At 57.9% G+C, this 17,090-nt stretch carries 9 protein-coding genes; all 9 read left to right on the top strand.

Annotation, left to right across the window (positions count from 1 at the left end; all coding sequences use genetic code 11):
• The 9 genes from CRO62_RS02400 to CRO62_RS02360 all read left to right on the top strand — a co-directional run bounded on the left by CRO62_RS02400 (position 1) and on the right by CRO62_RS02360 (position 17,067).
• Positions 1-1,071 carry an alginate O-acetyltransferase AlgX-related protein gene (locus CRO62_RS02400; protein ID WP_097099045.1) on the top strand — a complete coding sequence of 357 codons (1,071 nt, stop codon included), beginning with the start codon at positions 1-3 and terminating at the stop codon, positions 1,069-1,071.
• Between the two features lie 150 nt (positions 1,072-1,221).
• Positions 1,222-2,865, top strand: coding sequence for a glycosyltransferase (locus CRO62_RS02395; protein WP_323455438.1), 1,644 nt, complete (start codon positions 1,222-1,224; stop codon positions 2,863-2,865).
• An 18-nt stretch (positions 2,866-2,883) separates the two neighbouring features.
• On the top strand, positions 2,884-3,969 hold the full coding sequence (locus CRO62_RS02390) for a PilZ domain-containing protein (RefSeq protein ID WP_097099043.1): 1,086 nt from the start codon (positions 2,884-2,886) through the stop codon (positions 3,967-3,969).
• 186 nt (positions 3,970-4,155) lie between these two features.
• Positions 4,156-7,992 carry a right-handed parallel beta-helix repeat-containing protein gene (locus CRO62_RS02385; protein ID WP_210201847.1) on the top strand — a complete coding sequence of 1,279 codons (3,837 nt, stop codon included), beginning with the start codon at positions 4,156-4,158 and terminating at the stop codon, positions 7,990-7,992.
• Positions 7,992-9,146: an alginate lyase family protein gene (locus CRO62_RS02380; protein WP_097099041.1), complete on the top strand. Its 1,155-nt coding sequence runs from the start codon at positions 7,992-7,994 to the stop codon at positions 9,144-9,146. The genes CRO62_RS02385 and CRO62_RS02380 overlap by 1 nt, the downstream gene beginning before the upstream one ends.
• Before the next feature lie 2 nt (positions 9,147-9,148).
• Entirely contained in the window at positions 9,149-12,100 is a 2,952-nt protein-coding gene (locus CRO62_RS02375; protein WP_179784437.1) for a tetratricopeptide repeat protein, read from the top strand.
• Complete coding sequence (locus tag CRO62_RS02370) at positions 12,081-13,469, top strand: alginate O-acetyltransferase (protein WP_097099039.1); 1,389 nt, start codon at positions 12,081-12,083, stop codon at positions 13,467-13,469. Before CRO62_RS02375 ends, CRO62_RS02370 begins: the two co-directional genes overlap by 20 nt.
• Positions 13,470-13,474: 5 nt before the next feature.
• Positions 13,475-14,146, top strand: a complete 672-nt coding sequence (locus CRO62_RS02365; RefSeq protein ID WP_097099038.1) for an alginate O-acetyltransferase AlgF — start codon at positions 13,475-13,477, stop codon at positions 14,144-14,146.
• A 32-nt stretch (positions 14,147-14,178) separates the two neighbouring features.
• The gene (locus CRO62_RS02360) at positions 14,179-17,067 is read left to right on the top strand and encodes a tetratricopeptide repeat protein (protein ID WP_179784436.1); all 2,889 of its coding nucleotides are present in this window, start codon (positions 14,179-14,181) and stop codon (positions 17,065-17,067) included.
• Positions 17,068-17,090: the final 23 nt, after the last annotated feature.

Genomic DNA, 17,090 nt, shown 5'->3' with positions numbered 1-17,090 from the left:
ATGATCTCACCACGTTTGCTTTCAACCGCGTCGGTTCTCTTTCTTTTGCTGACTGGTGCCGGAATTACCACCAATTATGTGGTCGATATACCGGATGAGGACCTGAAAGTGGATGATCTTGCCGATATCTGGACCGGGAAAGTCGCCAGTCGGTTTGAAGAAGGCTACGAGCGGGAATTGCCGTTCAGCAATTTCGCCGTCGAGTTTTTTAATGCAGTTTCTCTCGGCGTTTTCGGGGAAGCCAGGAAAGGTGCAATCGTTGGCCGGAGCGGCTGGCTTTTCACGGCGGAGGAGTTTGCGTGGAGCCGGACATCGGAGGCCAATCTTGCAACGTCTTTCCAGACGATTGCGGATGTTCGCTCGATATTGGCGGAAAAAGGCACTATTCTGGTTATCGTGCCGATCCCGCCCAAAGCGCAAGTCGTGGCCGGGCAGTTGGGCAGTAACGTTTTGCCGGAAACCAATGCCGATCTCTACGAGAGATTTATGGCCTTCCTGAACAAGAAGGGGATCGCGGCGGCAGACGTGGCCGCGACGTTCAGTTCGGCAAAGCCTGAAGAACTTTTTCTGCGATCGGATACGCATTGGACGGTCAAAGGTAGCGGTCTGGCGGCCAAGGCGGCGTGTGCCGCCATTCCCCGTCGCGATCAGTTGATGAAAACTGTTTTTGACAGTGTATCCCAGCACGACGTCAACCATGTCGGCGACCTCGCAAAGTTTGTCGATGCCGGCTGGATGTTGTCCGGAGCCGGCACGGGCTTAGACATTATTCAGCCGATATCGGCTGCGGCCAGGGCGGATCATGCCGATGCGTTATTTGCTGATGGCGAGGCTGGAGCTGCACCGGCGGATCAGGTCGTGCTGGTCGGGACGAGCTATAGCGCGAATCCGCTCTGGTCGTTTGAAGATCAGTTGAAAACGACATGCGAGGTGGATGTTCTCAACTATGCCAGGGAAGGAAAGGGGCCTTTTGCGCCCATGCAGGATTTTCTGGAGAAACTTCGCTCGCAAGCAGCACCAAAAGTCGTGCTGTGGGAGATACCGGTACGTTATCTGGATGATATCGTATAAATATATGAATTTCACGCTGTGTATAATGATTTATAGTTTGATTAATTCCATTAATAAAATATAATATACGAATATATAGCGAATTTCATATAATTTACTTCGAGTTTTGATCGTAAGTTTTGTAAATTTATTTCATTGATGGATTATGCTATGAGACACTATCTTGAAAAGAGAGTGCTCGGTCTTCCTGATGAAGTATTGCCTGTTGATAGATTGTCGACAGTGCCGGTTTCTCAGGCGGGGGAGCAATCCGCTATCGTCAATTGGAGCGAAAGTCTTCCAGCCCATTTGCTGTTTGTGCTTGGCCTCGCCAGCTTGATCGTGATCGTCCCGGAAGGCGTGCTCTTTGGCGCAAACGCGGGTCTTTTGTTCGGTCTGGGCGCGCTGGCCGTGTGGCGGTATTTCTGGGGTATCCTGCATTTCGTGCGGTCCAACATCTACCGTAGCGTTGTCTTCCCGAAAATGCGCATTCGAGCGGATCGTCATCTCCAGCTGAGTGCGGAAAACGGGCAAGCGCCTCATGCCTATCTCATCGTAACCAGTTTTCGCATCGACGGCGACACAACAGCCGAGGTCTATCGCGCCGCATTCCGCGCAGCGCTTGCGTCTCGCGGCGGTGCGACGGTCATCGCATCCATCGTCGAAATGTCCGACCAGCGCCTGATCCGTTCGATGCATCGCCTTATTTGCGGCGAGAACACGGATATCCGTCTGGTGATCGTGCGCATCAATGGCAGCGGCAAGCGGGATGCGCTGGCCTATGCGTTTCGGGCCGTCTCCAAGCTGGAGCCGCGAAGCGATGACGTCGTGGCAGTTATCGATGGCGATTCCATTGTGCCCGAAAACCTCGTCGATCGGTGCGCCGGTTTCTTCGCGGATGGTCGCGTTGGTGCGTTGACCACGGATGAAACCTCGCGGGTGCGTGGAAAATCGTCATTTCACGTCTGGTATTCCTTGCGGTTTGCGCAACGCCATATTCTCATGTCGTCGAACGGGCTCTCCAGGCGCGTGCTGACGCTGACGGGCAGAATGTCGATGTTCCGCGCCTCTGTCGTCACCAATTCCGATTTCATTCGGCAGGTGGAACGGGACTATATCGAGCACTGGCGTCTTGGCAGGCTGAAGTTCCTCACCGGTGACGACAAGTCGAGCTGGTATTGGCTCCTGCGCAACAATTATCACATGCTGTATGTGCCCGACGTCACCGTCGCGACAGTCGAAGACCCGCCGACATCAGGTTTTTTTCAGGCCGCGGCGCAATTGATGACGCGCTGGTTCGGCAACATGCTGCGGACGAACAGCCGCGCACTGGCCCTTGGTCCCTGGCATATCGGTTATTTTACCTGGTGGACGATTTTCGATCAGCGCATCTCGATGTGGACGTCGCTTGCCGGCCTTGTCATGGTCATACTGATCGGGCTTTTCGACAACCCGTTCATTTTCCCGGCCTATTTCGCCTGGGTTCTGCTGACCCGCTACATCATGACGTTGATGCTGTTCAATTCCCGGCCGCGGGTTTCGATTTTCTATCCCTTTTTCATCTATTTCAATCAGGTTTTCGGCTCGATCATAAAAACATACATTTTCTTCCATCTCGATCGCCAGAAGTGGACGCGGCAGAAAACAACACTGTCCGCCAATGGCACGGGTCGAGCCGCCGCGCTGAAAAACGCCTCTTCCACCTACATGCATGTTTTATCGATTACCCTGTTTGTAACCCTCATATCGTTGCTCGTCGGACAATTGTCCGTCCCAGGCCTTGGGGCGACGACGGCGATTTTCGGTATGCGCTGACCCGCGAAGGAGCCCAAAATGAATATGAGCATCGTGAGTTTCGAAGCGGATGAGCAACGCCAGCATGCGCGCTACAAGTTGCCGCTGAAATGCGTGATCGATCAGCACAGATATTCCTCGATCGACTGGTCTTTGGGTGGGGTGGGTGTCGCAACAGGCGATGTCACCTTCGAAGAAGGACAAGTGCTGCCCTTGCAGTTGCAGATCCCTCTCGATGGTTTCGACATGCTATTGCCCGTGAAAGCGGAAGTGCGTCATTCTAGCGCGGAAACCGGCCGTACGGGTTTCAAGTTCGTCGATACGTCTCCGGCCGCGCAGCGTATGCTGCGTTACATTCACGATTCATATCTCAGTGGCGAGATCGTCGAGGGTAACGACATTCTCGATTTCGCCAGGCGCGCTTCCGGCGAGGTGAAGCTGCGGCCACGAAAATCGGACGAGGTGGTGCCGGGCGCTGGCAAATTCCGAAAAGCCTTGGGTATTGTCGCCACGCTGGCCATCTCGCTCGCGCTTGCAGCGTTTCTGGCAAGCAGCCTCTATCAGCGTCTCTGGGTCTTCGAAGCCGATAGTGCGGTGGTCACGGTCGATACGGTTCCGGTTCTTGCACCTGCCAACGGCATCATCACCAATCTGGTGACTGGACCGGTAAAAAGTGGTGAGCGGATTTTGACCGTTCTGACCGAAAGCGGACAAAGCACGTCGGTCGTCGCATCATGCGATTGCGCCGCCGAGCCCACCGGTCCGGCTGTCGATACGCAGATCAAGGTCGGAGCCCAGGTGTTGGGGCTGCGTCATGCGGATTCCAAACCGCACGTGGTCGCCATGGTGGATCGTTCACATCTGATGGCGCTCTATAAGGCGCCGCATGTGAGCGTGGACCTGCCGCAAGGCACGGTTCTGCATGATGTGGTGGTGTCTAAACTGCCAAAGGTCAGCGAACAGTCCGCCGCGACCAGCGACCGGGTAGCAGTCAGGATCGATTTTGGCGGACATGACCTGTCGGCTGAAATCGGTACACCCGCTGCCGTTCGCTTCGACAACGGACCGTGGTTCGGTCTGAACCAATGGTTTGCGGATATGACGAGCAGACTCCTGCCGAAATGAGTGGTTGCGGGAGGTTTTGCCTCCTTCCGCCAAAGGGCCGCCGGTCGGCAGCCATATTGCATGCCAGTTGCAGGAAATTCATGTGCAGGGGACGTCTTGGTCTCTGAAGGGACATCCGTTGTCAGAATTCCGGTTCTGCACGCAATTATCGAGCAGCTTTTACGACACAGACCTGACGAAGGAAGCATGATGACACACGACATCATCCACCTATCAAGTTCCAATTGCCGGTGGCTGCGGAAAAGGGCGAGCACTTGGCTATCGCTGCGCATGGCGGCGTTGTCGATCTGCCTCGTGTTTACCGTCGGGCACTGGCCAGCTGCCTCCTCGGTTGCTTTCGCCCAGCAGGCCTCGGCAATGCAGGCACCAGCGTCGGGCAAAGCCGATGCCGCCGTGTCAGACATTACTGCGAACGTTCTGAAGGCCGATGGTGCGACAGATCCTCGGCAGCGCCTTGCGTTTCTCGATGCGGCGCGTGCTGGCATGGCGCAACTGAAATCGTGGATGGCGACGAATTCCGTCGAAGCAAAGACTGCGTTGAGCAGCCTGGCTTCCGGTGGCATCGATGCCGACAGTCTGGTTTCCGCCAGTATCTCCGCATTGCAGGAACAGATGAAGGGCCGTATCGCGGACCCGGAGCAAAGAACCGAAATGCGTGTGCGGACAATGGAGCTGATCGAAGCTCTTTCTCTGCCGGAATTGCAGGTCGCTGCCCTGGGAGGTTATGCCGCTCTCGTTGCCAAGGGCGACAAGCCGAATGCCATAAGCCTGATGGAAAAGGCAGCCGACCGTGTCGATCTCATCAAGGACGAGACGGCAAAGAACGCGGCGCTGAACATCCTGGCGCAGACGGCCACGATCATCGATCCTCAAATATCCTCCGCCCTTGCCGATAAGGCGGTTTCGCGCATGTGGCCAACACGCATGCGTGGTTATGCCCGCTACGATCTGGCTTTGCGAATTCTTGCGGGCAAGCAGATCGACGGTAAACAAGTCAGCGCCGCTTCCTCGGACAGCATTGTGGTGCAGAGCGTCGGTGCCCTTGAGAAAGACGATCTGGAGTCGGCATTGTTGTGGGCGCTGGCGATCAATCCGGAAGATTCCGAAGCGCGCAAGAAGGCAGTCGGCAATGTAGCGGATCTGGCCCTCAGGGAAGGCAAGCTGGAATGGATGCCCGTGCTGGCCACCAGTCTTGCGGACAACAGCGATCAGGAAGATCTGATCGAGAAGATCGTCAAGCAGCGCATCGAGGCCGGGCGTGGGCTGGATGCAGCAAAGCTGGCAGAATACCTGCCGGAAAGCGCGTTGCGCGCCGAGCTTGATTTCACGCTGGCAACGGTGTTCGTCAAGAACGATCTGACGAAGATGGCGGATGCTTCCTATGCCAACGGAAACGCCGTTCTTGCCGGCCTGTCCGGCCCTGAGCGGGGAGTGGCGGTGGTAGCGGCGGCCGAGAGCGCCATCAGCCTGGAGCGACTGGATGACGCGTTGGCGCTGGTGCAGGAATTGCGTACGGTGAAGGATGGCGGCAACACGATTGCCAATCTCGCCAAAAGCCTGGCGGATGCCGACAGGCTGAAGGACGCGGAAAAGCTGCTGCCCTTTCTCCAAGGCGGCAATGACCTCGACAAGGCTGTTGCCGGTATCGCCCGCGTGAAGGTGCGGGAAGGTGATATTTCGGCGGGCAAGAGCGCGATCGAAATCATCACCAATAGCCGTGACAAAGGACGTGTGCAGTCCGAACTGGCGCGCACGCTTGCCAAAAAGGGCGAGACGGATGATGCGAAGTCGGTTGCCCTTTCCATTCAGGACACGGAGTTCCGGATAGAGGCGCTGCTGCGGCTTGCCTCGGTTGCCAATGACAGCAAGGGTAACGGCGATTTCGATGCGCTGGTCGGCGAAGCGGTGAAAGTTGCAGCTGGTGAGGACAAAAAAGATAACCGCGACAAGGGGTATCTGAAGATCGTCGAAGTGCTGACCGATGCGCGCAAGACCGACGCAGCCAAGCAACTGATTGATCGTATTGCCGACGAAAAGATCAAGGCGCGGGCTGCCAGCATGATTGGCAAACGTGCTGCGCTGGATGGCTTCGGCGGTGAGGCATTGACCTATCTCGCGTCATTCGCCGGTGCAGGGGAGGATGAGGCGCTCAAGGCCGAAGTTCTGGTTGCGGCTGCGGCAAATCCGGCGATGCTCAGATTCGCATCGGTTCAGGCGACCACGCTGAAGGATCACATGTTGCGTGTCCGCACGGCGCGTTCCATCGCGGAAGCTAATTTTCGGTCTCTCGATGTGCGTAATCTCGGCTGGGGCAAAGGGAGCCCGGGCGACTACCGGGCCATGCAAAAGGCACCGGAGCTTGAGGCCGTGGCAGAGGTAACACCCGCTGCCGCCTTCAGCGATGGCAGGCTGACACTTGCCCGACTGGAAGGCAGGATGAGCCTTCCCGAGACCTACACCTATCCCGACATTTCCGCGCGTGCCGGCATGGTGCGTAAGGATGTGCCCTTGCCTCGACCCGGTCATGCTGCCGTTACGCTTGCCAATCTCAGTCCCTATAGCGACAAGTTCATGGAAGATCTGGCTGCGGGCAATACGGGGCTGTCTTTCGCGGCCGAAGCGCAGGGCATTCCCTATCCGCGCATTATCGTTATCCAGAGCGGCGTCTACACTCTCGGCAGTCTGGCAAGCGAACTGGATGCTGGCGGCGGTTTTCCGTTGGTCACGCGCGAAAACGATGTCGTGACACTGCGCGCCCCTGTTCTGGTGGCGGAGGGGGCGACATTGATCCTGTCCGGACAGGAAGCGGCCACCTATCGTCTTTCCGCGACGGCCGGCAGTTTCATTTCCGTGGCTGGGACGCTTTACGTCCAGGATACGACCGTTACATCCTGGGATGAGGCGACCGGAACGCCACGTTACTCGGACAAGGAAAAGCGTCATGTTTTCCGGCCTTATATCATCGGCTGGAGCAACTCACGGCTGATGATCGGTGGCTCCGTGCTGGATTCGCTGGGTTACGCGGCGCCCAAGTCCTTCGGCCTGGCCTTTTCTGCCGGTCCCAAGACCGTGGCGCAGCGGATAACTGACGCGCGTGCGCCGACCGGGGTCGTTGTCGACAATTTCTTCCACAATTTCGAATATGGCTTCTATTCCTACGAGGCAGACGAGGTCAGCCTCGTGGGCAATGAATATCGCGACAACGTGCTCTACGCGATCGACCCGCATGACCGCTCTCATCGGCTTCTGATTGCCCTCAACACCACCTATGACACCAAGGCCAAACACGGCATCATCGTCTCGCGTGAGGTGAATTTTTCCTGGGTCGTCGGCAATGTGTCACACACCAACACCGGGTCGGGCTTCATGATCGACCGCAACAGCGTCGACAATTTCATTTATGCCAATGTCGCCTTCGACAACAAACAGGATGGCCTGACACTCTTCGAAAGCAGCTGCAACCTGGCTGTGGGTAACCGGTTCTTCGACAACAAGCGTGCGGGCATCAAGATCCGCAACAGTTGGGATGTTGGCGTTCACGAGAATGTTCTGGAAAACAACGCTCAGGATGCGATCCACGGTTATATCAGTAACTTGCGGACATCCCCTGCAAACGCATTGCGCGATTTCGAGTTCGATCCCTATCTGCCGCTGACGACCTTTGCGGCCAGCGGCAACCGCATCCATGGAAATGGCGGCGGCATCAAGGTTGACGGTACGTCGGGTTTCAGCCTCTCCGGCAACGATTATCTCAATCAGGTCGGCCGGTTGATCGATGGCGATGGTCGGGCGATGGAAGGTCACATGCTGCGCTTCAACGAGCGCGAAAGCGTGTTGATAACCTCGACGGTGTGCCGACCGAAACGCCCGGAAGCCTATACCTGCCGTTTCCGCGATGCGGGGTTTTTCGATGGCGACGGTCAATCCGCAATCTTCGCGGAAGATGCGCTGACCGACACCTGCACCAATGTTTCAAACTCCGTTCAATACGAGAACTTCAACGGGACGGGAGGCCGAAGCTGATGGCAATATTCTCCGGGATTCCTGGCGCAAAAACCCCTCTGAGACACGGAATCGTTGTCGCCCTCGGTGTCTGGTTCTGCGTCACCTCGGCCGCAACCGCTGCGCCTACCTATGACGGTCTTTTCGATGTCGCAGCTCGCAAGGCGGCAATCGCGGCCGATACCTCGGGACGTCTTCGCAAACAATGCCTTGCGATCAAGGCCGATAGCAAATGGCTTGATCTCGAGGTCGTCGATGGATTTCGTCCGACCGCCGGTTACGGCAGCGATCGTGCCGGTGCCCAGTTCGCCTGGGCGGTGATGGTGCTTTCCGGGCGCTCGCTTGGCGGTGACGCCGCGTCGACCAAGATGCTGCGTACCCTTCTGAACACCTGGGCGGATCGTGGCGCCTTCGAAAAAACGGAGGTGGGGCACGACGCTTATTATGCGCTGAAGCGTGCACTCTTGCCGGCCATCACGGCTTTTTCGATCATTCGCGACGACTTGCCGGACGGGGAACGGTCGAAAATCCAGACATGGCTCGATCCGTTGGTTCGTCGCGTCGACCAGACATTCAACGGCGACGTCGACGTCAACAATCACCGGTATCTGGCGGATAGTGTGCTGATGACATGGGGCGGGATCGTCGGGGATGACGGCCTTTATGAAAAAGGCAGATCGCGCTTTCTCTCCATTCTCGATGAGGCGCGCGCCAATGGCGGGCTGCCGCTTGAAACGCGCCGGGGTGCACGGGCGCTCTGGTATATGCGGCAGTCGCTGACCAGCATGGTGGTGATGGCAGAGGTTGCCCGCGGACACGGCGAAAACCTCTATGTGAAGACATCCGGCGATGCCAACCCCGTCAAACGGTCGATCTGGACGGTCTTCGGTTATTGGCTGAACGGCATCAACGATACGGTTCTCGTCAATGCCTATGCGGCCGAGAATTATATTCCCGGACCAAGCCGTGATTATCTTCAGCAGGATACGGGCTTTCTCGATAACCGTGGCAATGGTCGCCACTATCTCGCATTCCTCGAAGCTTTGGCTGCCGTTCCTGCCGAGAACATCTCCATGCAGCGCGCGATTGCGCTGCTGCAAAAGGATGCCGCGACCGAACGGCCGTTGATCGATGAATTTGTCGGTGGCAATGCCACCTGTTTCTGGGGGAAGTGATGATGAAGCGTCACCTTTTCACCCTCGCTATTACGGTTGGATCGACGTTTTTAAACGGCCTTCCAGTATATGCCGCTGATGCGCAAGTGCCGGGCAGACTTATCGAAGCCGCGACCGCGCTTTCGCAGCGGAGCGACGGTCAGGGCATGCTGGATTATGCAAGGTTGCTGCGGGCAGGCGTGCCGGTCGATGCGCAAAATCCGTTGCTTGTGTCCGACTTCGGCAAGGCACGGACTGTCCTCGAGGCCGCGCTGACCATCCCCGGCCCACACCAGTCCGCAGCCAGGTTGACGCTGGCGAAGATGCTGCTTGCGGGAGAGGGCGGTTCGTTTGATATCAATCGGGCCCTGTCGCTTCTGGAAGAGGCTGGCCGGGCGGGGGTCGCCGAGGCAGCCTATATTGCCGGGCGGACGATGGTGGAGCGGCAGCTCGGTTCTACCGATGCGAAGGCCCGGCTGCAACTGGCGCTGCGGCTCGGTTATGGCGCGGCCGCTTTCGAGTTGGCCGGTCTGGCTGGAACGCCTGAGACCGAAGCACAATCGATGACCCGCTTCGGCATCGGGCTGCTTGAGCGGCGTGCGGTGTCCGGCGATGAGCGTGCGGCTTATGACCTTGCGACCTACTACCGGGAAAATGGGAATTCCGATGAGGCGTTACAAGCGGCACTGGGCTGGTATCGGAAAGCGGGCGAGCTTGGGCACAAGCGATCGATCTTCTGGATCGCGCGTCTGCAAATGGATTCCGCGACCAGCCTGTTCAATCCCGCTGAGGCGGCGGATTATCTCGACCGGGCGGCCGAGACCGGCGATGTCGAGGCGGCGCAGGAATTGGTCAAGGACTTTACCGAGAGCGGCGACATCAATGTCGATCAAGCGATCTTCGATAAATGGATGCGGCGTCTCGCTGGCATCAAAGATGCCAAGGCCGTCCTCTATTTCTCCGTTCAACTTCAGAACACGTTGGAAAACCGCAAGAAGCTTTCCGACGATCTGTTCGCCCAGGTGATGAATGGCGCGACGCGCGATGTGGATGCGCTTTTGCGCATCGGCACGATGTTCCGTGATGGGGACGGCGTTATCGCTGATGCGCGAAAAGCACTGGATATTTATGGGTTAACGTTGGCGCGCCAGTCCAAGGATGGCACAGTCCTTTTAGCGCAATTGCTTCTCGAAAAGCCTGAATTGCGGACGGAAGAAAGTCTGACAGCGGCCCGCAACGGGCTTGTCGCCACCGCCGCAGCCGGCAGCATCAACGCAATCGTGCTGAGGGGCGATTTCAGTCTTCATGGTATCGGCCAGACGGTCGATATCGACGATGCCATGGCGTGGTATTCGAAAGCGCTTGCGGTACGGTCGTCAGTTCGTGTGCTGAACAGGCTGGCAGAGGCCGCTCTTCTGTCTTCAGACCCGGAGCGAAAAATTCTCGCGATGGGATGGTTGGAGAAGGCCGATATCCTTGGCAGCGATGCGGCGATGCTGAAGCTCGGTAAGCTTTACGCGGAAGGGCAGATCGTTCCGGTCGATGTCGGCAAGGCGACGGAATATCTGGAAAGAGCGGCTGCAAGGGGCAGGACGGATGGTCTCATAGAGCTTGCAAATCTGCACATGCGCGTCGGCGGTCCAGATGCGTTTGAAAAGGCACATGCGATTTTCCAAAGGGCGGTCGACAGGGGCGATGTCGAGGCATCGGTCGAGATGGCACGTTTTCTGAGAGCGAATGGCCGTTTGGAGGAAGCAGTTCCGCTTCTGGAAACAGCGGCGCGAGCCGGGAGTTTCTCTGCGGCGATCGATCTCTTTGATGTTCTTTCGCTGGAAGGTGGAGAGAGCGGCAAGGCAAGAGAGTTTCTGGAACTTGCTGCAAACATTCCCGATCTCTCGTCTGCCGATCGTTTCGTGCTCGCCGGTGCTCTGCTGAAATCAACAGATTCGCTGTTGAGCCTGCGGGGTGCCAACCTCGCCAGGGAGCTGGCAGGTGCGGGGTATCCGGGTGCGGCCGCCATGCTGGCTTCAACCTATCTCGGTGAAGAGAAAAGCGAACGGAATTTTGGAGAGGCGCAGCGTGTTCTCGAAGAAGGGATCGCCAATGGCGACGTCGAAGCCACGATCATGATGGCCGATCTTCTGCTGGATGGCGTTCATACACCTGCCGACCCGTCCAAGGCTTTGTCCTATTACGATCGAGCACTTGCCGTGCAGCCGAAAAACCCATCGCTCAACCTGAAGCTTGCCCGCATGTATGCCGATGGCGTTGGCGTCGACATCGACAAGACGCGCGCCGCCAACTACCTGCGAACCGCAAGCGACGCCGGCAGCCGTTCGGCGCGGCGCGAACTCGGTCTCGCATATCTCTGGGGTGCAGGCGTGCCGCAGAACAGGGAGCTTGCAAAACAGAATTTGCAGGCGGCGGCAGATGCCGGTTTTGATCGTGCATGGCACGATCTCGCGGCGCTGGAAAGTTCCGGTTTCGCCGCACCCATCGATCCGGAAGCGGCATTTGCCCTCAATTACAAGGGTGCAAAGCGCGGCGACGCGGCGGCGATGATCGATGTCGGGCTGTCTCTGCTCTCCGGATTCGGTGTTCCGCATGATGGCGAGGCGGGCATTGGCTGGTTGGAGAAAGCCGCAGCGACACGCACGGAAGAAGGTCCGCTCGCCATGTATCGGCTCTATGAGGCGTACAGGTCGGGGCAGGGCGTCGAACGGGACGCTGACAAGGCGAATGAATGGCTGGCCCGAGCGGCAGCCGCCAACAATCCGTCCGCCATGTTTCAGACAGCACTCGTCCTTCGCGCAGACAGTTCCGAAGCCCTGCGGGCAGAGGGGCTCCTCTGGTTGAGGCGCGCGCAGGCGCTCAAGCACAATCAGGCCAACAAAATTCTGATGAAGATGGCGGCGGCTGATCCCCGTTTCGAGATACCCAAGATGGAGGTGGTCGATGAAAACGAAGAGCCTTGAGGTTTACCATCTTTGCGGTGCAGGTGAGGCGAGCCGGTTCGCCCTCCGTTTCATGAGTGCGTTGTTCGTTTTCGCCGCAACGCCTGCTTTTGCAGGCAAGGCCTGCCCGGATATCGGCAACAAAAAAACGGAATTCAATCTGGCCGAAGGGCTCGACGGCGTGTTTTTCCGTACCAATACGGATTTTGAAGAGTTCTTCGTCAGAACGTCGGAAACGATGGTCTCCCTGCGCGCCATTTCCGATGCGTTGCGCATCAAGGGAACGGAACTTGTTTTCATGCCGGTGCCGTCCCGCGGTATCGTACAGCAAGCGAAACTCGATGATAGCGACGAGATCCAGGCACGCTACAATGCCCCCGCTGCGGAACAGGAGTTCCGTCACTATGTCGCGCAGTTGCAAAAGAACGGCATTACGACGGTAGATGTTCTCAAGGCGATTGACGATCATCAGGCAAGGGACAATTTCTTCTTTGCGCGGGACCATCACTGGACGTCATCCGGCGCCCGTCTGGTTGCTTCCGCTGCCGCCGAAACGATAAAGAAGCTCGCCGAATACCCATCCCTGTCTACCTACAATTTCGAGACCAAGGCTGTCGGCAGTCTCGATTACATCGCGCCGATGGGCCACGAAATTCAGGCCCTGTGCGGCAGCGCGGTGGAGCCCGAGAAGGAAACGGTCTGGCAGACAACGCGATCGGCAGATGATGCGAGCGATCTTCTGGGGAATGTTGCCGAAACCTCCTCACCGGTTGCTCTCGTCGGCTCCTCTTTCAGTGCAACGCCTGAATTCAATTTTGCGGGCTTTCTGGCGCAGGAAACCGGTCTGGATATCACGAACTATGCCGAAAACGGCGCGCAGTTCATCTCGTCTCTTGCGACTCTCGTGTTCTCTAAAGGCTTTCATGAAAAGCCGGCTCCGCTGATCATCTGGGAGGCGCCGTCATATTATGCCGTGGACCAGACGATGTTCCAGGCATCGCGCCAATTGCTGGCGGCCGTCTACGGCTCCTGCGAGGGTAACAGCAGCATCGCGAACTCTCAGCCGAAGAAAATCAACGGCGAGACGGTGTTGCTTGCCGCCGCAGACCTCAGGGGGCAGCAATATGGGGACGCGTATCTGGAGTTCGCTACCTCGCAGGCTGGCCTGAACCAGATGACTGTCACCGTGCGTTATCGCGATGGCGATGAGGATACGCTGACGCTAGGCGGCTTTCCCCGTTTCGTCGATGACGGCACGTTTTACCTGATGCTGAACGACGAGTTTCCGACGCCCATTACGGGTGTATCCGTCAACGGAAACTTCGGCGACATCACGGTTACCGCTCGTCTTTGCCGCGTTCCCGATCAATTCATCAAGAAGCAGGGCTGAAGCAGATGTCTTTGGATGAGATTGCCTTCAAGATAAATCGACGCCGGTTCGTTCGCCTTGTTACCGCTTTTGCGGGCCTGATGGCGGCAAACCAGTCCGTTTTGGCGGCTGGCGACGATGCCGGCATCTATGATGCGGATGTTCCGAAAGACTGGAGCTTCATTCGTATTGCCTCGACCGATCCGTCGGCTGTTGTAACGGCGACCATTGGCGAGAAACCGTTCAAGGTATCTGCAAGCGGGATTTCCGATTATATCGCAAGAGCTCCCGGAGACTACGCCCTGCTGGTCAAAGGGCGGTCCACGCCGCTTTCGGTGGGGCAGGGACAATATCTGACGATTCTCGCGGGCACGGACACAAAAGAGCCTGTTGTCGTTGCGGATGTATTTACGTCCGACCCGGCGAAATGTGCGCTTGCGCTCTACAACCTCACGACAACACCGGTTTCACTGACGGCGCTCGCCAAACGCTCACCCGTCATCAAGGCCGTCGCACCGATGAGCGGCGTCTCTCTCGAGGTCAATGCCGTTGCAATCGATTTGAACGTCGAGATTTCAGGGGCGATTGCCAGGACTTTCGAAAAAACGACGCTGAAACGCCGTTCGGTGACGTCCATCTTCGTTCTGGGCAACGGGCCGGACGATATCGTTCTCACATCCGTTTCGGCGAAAGCCTGAGTAGGAGCAGGAAGATGAGAGGGATCAGGTACATGACAACATTCAAAAGCGCGGCATCATTCCTCTCCGGTCGGCGGGAAAAGACGAGGTTTGGTGCGGGCCTGTTGTTTGTAGCGCTGGTGTTTGCGGTGCAGCCGGCGCAGGCGCAGACGACCTTGCCGTTGCACGACGGTCTTATGCCAAGCCCCGACTTCGATTACGCGCCGATCTGCAGGGTCAGGGCGCAACAGCGCGATCTTTCCTTCGACTGGAGCAAGTGGGACGGCGGGCCGGTTCCCGGCAATCTGGACGATATGCTGCTGGATGCACAGGCTTATATCGGCGGAACCGGCAATGTCCCGCGTGACAGGGTGCTTGCGCGCCGCATGCTCGAATATCTGAAAAACGCCAATTATGAATTGGCTGGCCGTGCCTCACACACACTGGGTCGCCTGATGTTCGACGCAACGTCAGGATCGCCCGATCTTGGCCGAGGTCTCGCGCTCCAGGACGAGGCGATAGCGCGTGGCTTCATGGAAGGGGCGACCTTTCTGGGGCGTCTTTATGCCACGGGCGATGTGGTGCCGCAGGACAAGCTGAAGGGCGAAAAGTACCTCAAGATGGGTGCGCAAAACGGTGATCCGGATGCGGCTCTGTTGCTTGCGCGGCTTTATCGCAACAATCCGGATCTGGCGCCGTCGGAGAACGCGCCTCAGCTTCTTTTCAATCAGGCGATCGACCGACTCAGCCAGTCGCTCGGCGCTGGGGAATGCGACGTTCTCAACCTGTTTTCCGGCATTTATGCCAATGAAGAATTCGGCCTTTATAATCCGCAGCTTTCCGCCAGGTGGCTGATGGCTGCCGCACAGGCCGGAAATTTCGTTGCGGTCGAACGTCTGTCGCAGCGTTACATGATCGGCGACGGCGTTCCGGTGGATCGCAACAAGGCAGTGGAACTTCTGGAAACCGCTGCTGCGAAAGGACACACCGGTAGCCGCATTTCGCTTGCTCGCCTGTTGCTGGCAAATCTCGATCTCAAGGACGCGCTTCCAAAGGCGACACAGGCGCTTAAACAGGAGGCCCAGCGCGGAAATGTGCGCGCTTTCGAACTTCTGGCGCAGATCTCCCATGGAGATTTTGGCGGAAAGCCCAACTATTCCGCCATGGTGGGCTATCTCGAGCAGGCCGCGCGCAATCCTGTCGTTGATACGGATATTCTGAAGCAGTTGGGCAGTGCTTATGCCAGCGGCACGGGAACGGCGCGCAACACGGAAAAGGCCGTGGAATATCTGACGCGTGCGGTTGCTCTGGGATCTGATACCGCCGCTCTTGAGCTTTACCAGCTGATGGTCGACAGCACGCATAATATTTCAAAAAGTGTCAATCCGGTTGCGATATTGCGGCGCGCCGCCAATAACGGCTTGAGCGAAGCGATGGCCACACTGGCAGACGCCTATAGCTGCGGCATCGGTGTCGAACGCAACGCGGGGATAGGGCGACGCTGGCAGGAGCGAGCCGCTGCTGCGGGTAACCGCCCCAGCCTGATCGCCGTCGCCAGACAGGCGCTGGCCGAGCAATCCGGTGATGACGGAAAGCTGATGTATTTCCGCAATATTCGTCGGGCGGCGGCTCTTGGGGACCGGCGGGCGATGGTTCTCCTGTCGCTGGCCTATCGTGACGGCATCGGCACGGGCGCCGATAGCCGTGAGGCCGGCCAGTGGTACGAAAAGGCATTGGCGGCGGGCCAGGAACGCGGTCAGGCGCTGGTTCTGCTGGCGCGACTGCAGCTTTCATCTGAAAACGCCGACAAGGCGAACGTGAAGGTGGCGATCGAACTTCTCAGAGATGGTCTGTCAACCGGCGATACCTCGGTGCGTTATGATCTTGCCAAGCTCTATCTGAAGGGAGCTGCAGGTTTCACCCCTCAACCCGAGGAAGGTATCAAACTTCTTGTCGAAGCTGCACGTTTGGGTCACACGGCTTCGATGATCCAGCTTGCCGATCTCGGTGTGGACACAAAGACCGGTGGTGGCAGGGCAGCCGATCTCTGGTTGGGGCAGGCTGTGAATGATGGCGATATCCGCGCCATACTGAAAACAGCCGACCGTGCGAGCGACCGGACATCGCGCCGCGCCATGTTCGATATGGCCCTGAAACAACCGCTATGCAGCGCCAAAGACGAGGTTGCGCTGGCCGATGCCATATCGCGGGATGCTGATTACGCCATACCGACCCGCAACCTGGTCGAGCGGGCGATTGCTTCGGAAACGGATGACGCCAGCACGCTCTATCAGCTCGCAAATTTGCTCAACGACGACAAACGCGGAGTTGCCAATCCCGAACTGGCGCTTGCGACGATGGTCAAGGCTGCGGAGGCGGGCAAGGTGGAAGCGATGCGCGAAGCCGGTCGCATGTACCTCCTGTCGCCCCACGCCGATCCGCAGCAAGCGAAGCGGTGGTTGCTTGCCGCAGTTCGCGCCGGAGACGACGGAGCTTTGAAGACGCTTGTCGAGCAGTTGGTAGGGGACGAGGCGCCGAAGGCGTCGACAAATCCTTTAATCGTCGCCGAAGCCTTGGTGGCACTTGAAGATGCCGCGAAAGCAGGGGCCGGTAATGCCATTCAGGCTTTGGCGCGCGTTCTTTCGACATTGGCGAAAGAGGACGGGGCCCATTCGGAGAAGGCCAGGGTCTGGATGATGAAAGCTGCAGAAACCGGCGACGGCGCTGCCATGTTGACGGTTGCCGACGCTTTTGCGACCGGCACCAGTGGTTTTCCACTTTCGGCCGCAGACAGTACGGCATGGCTCGCGCGGGCGGCGATTTCCGGTTATCGCCAGGCTTTCGAACCTTACGCCATTGCACTGCAGATTGGTTACGGCGTCCCCACCGATCCGAAAGAAGCGGAACGGTGGTTGGGTAAGGCTGCAACGATCACTCAATAGCAAAACCTCCGTCACGATATCCG

It is taken from the genome of Rhizobium sp. AN6A (assembly GCF_900215635.1).
Taxonomy (GTDB): domain Bacteria; phylum Pseudomonadota; class Alphaproteobacteria; order Rhizobiales; family Rhizobiaceae; genus Agrobacterium; species Agrobacterium tumefaciens.
Note: the sequence above shows the minus strand (reverse complement) of the source record. Positions and strands in the feature narration are given on the sequence as shown.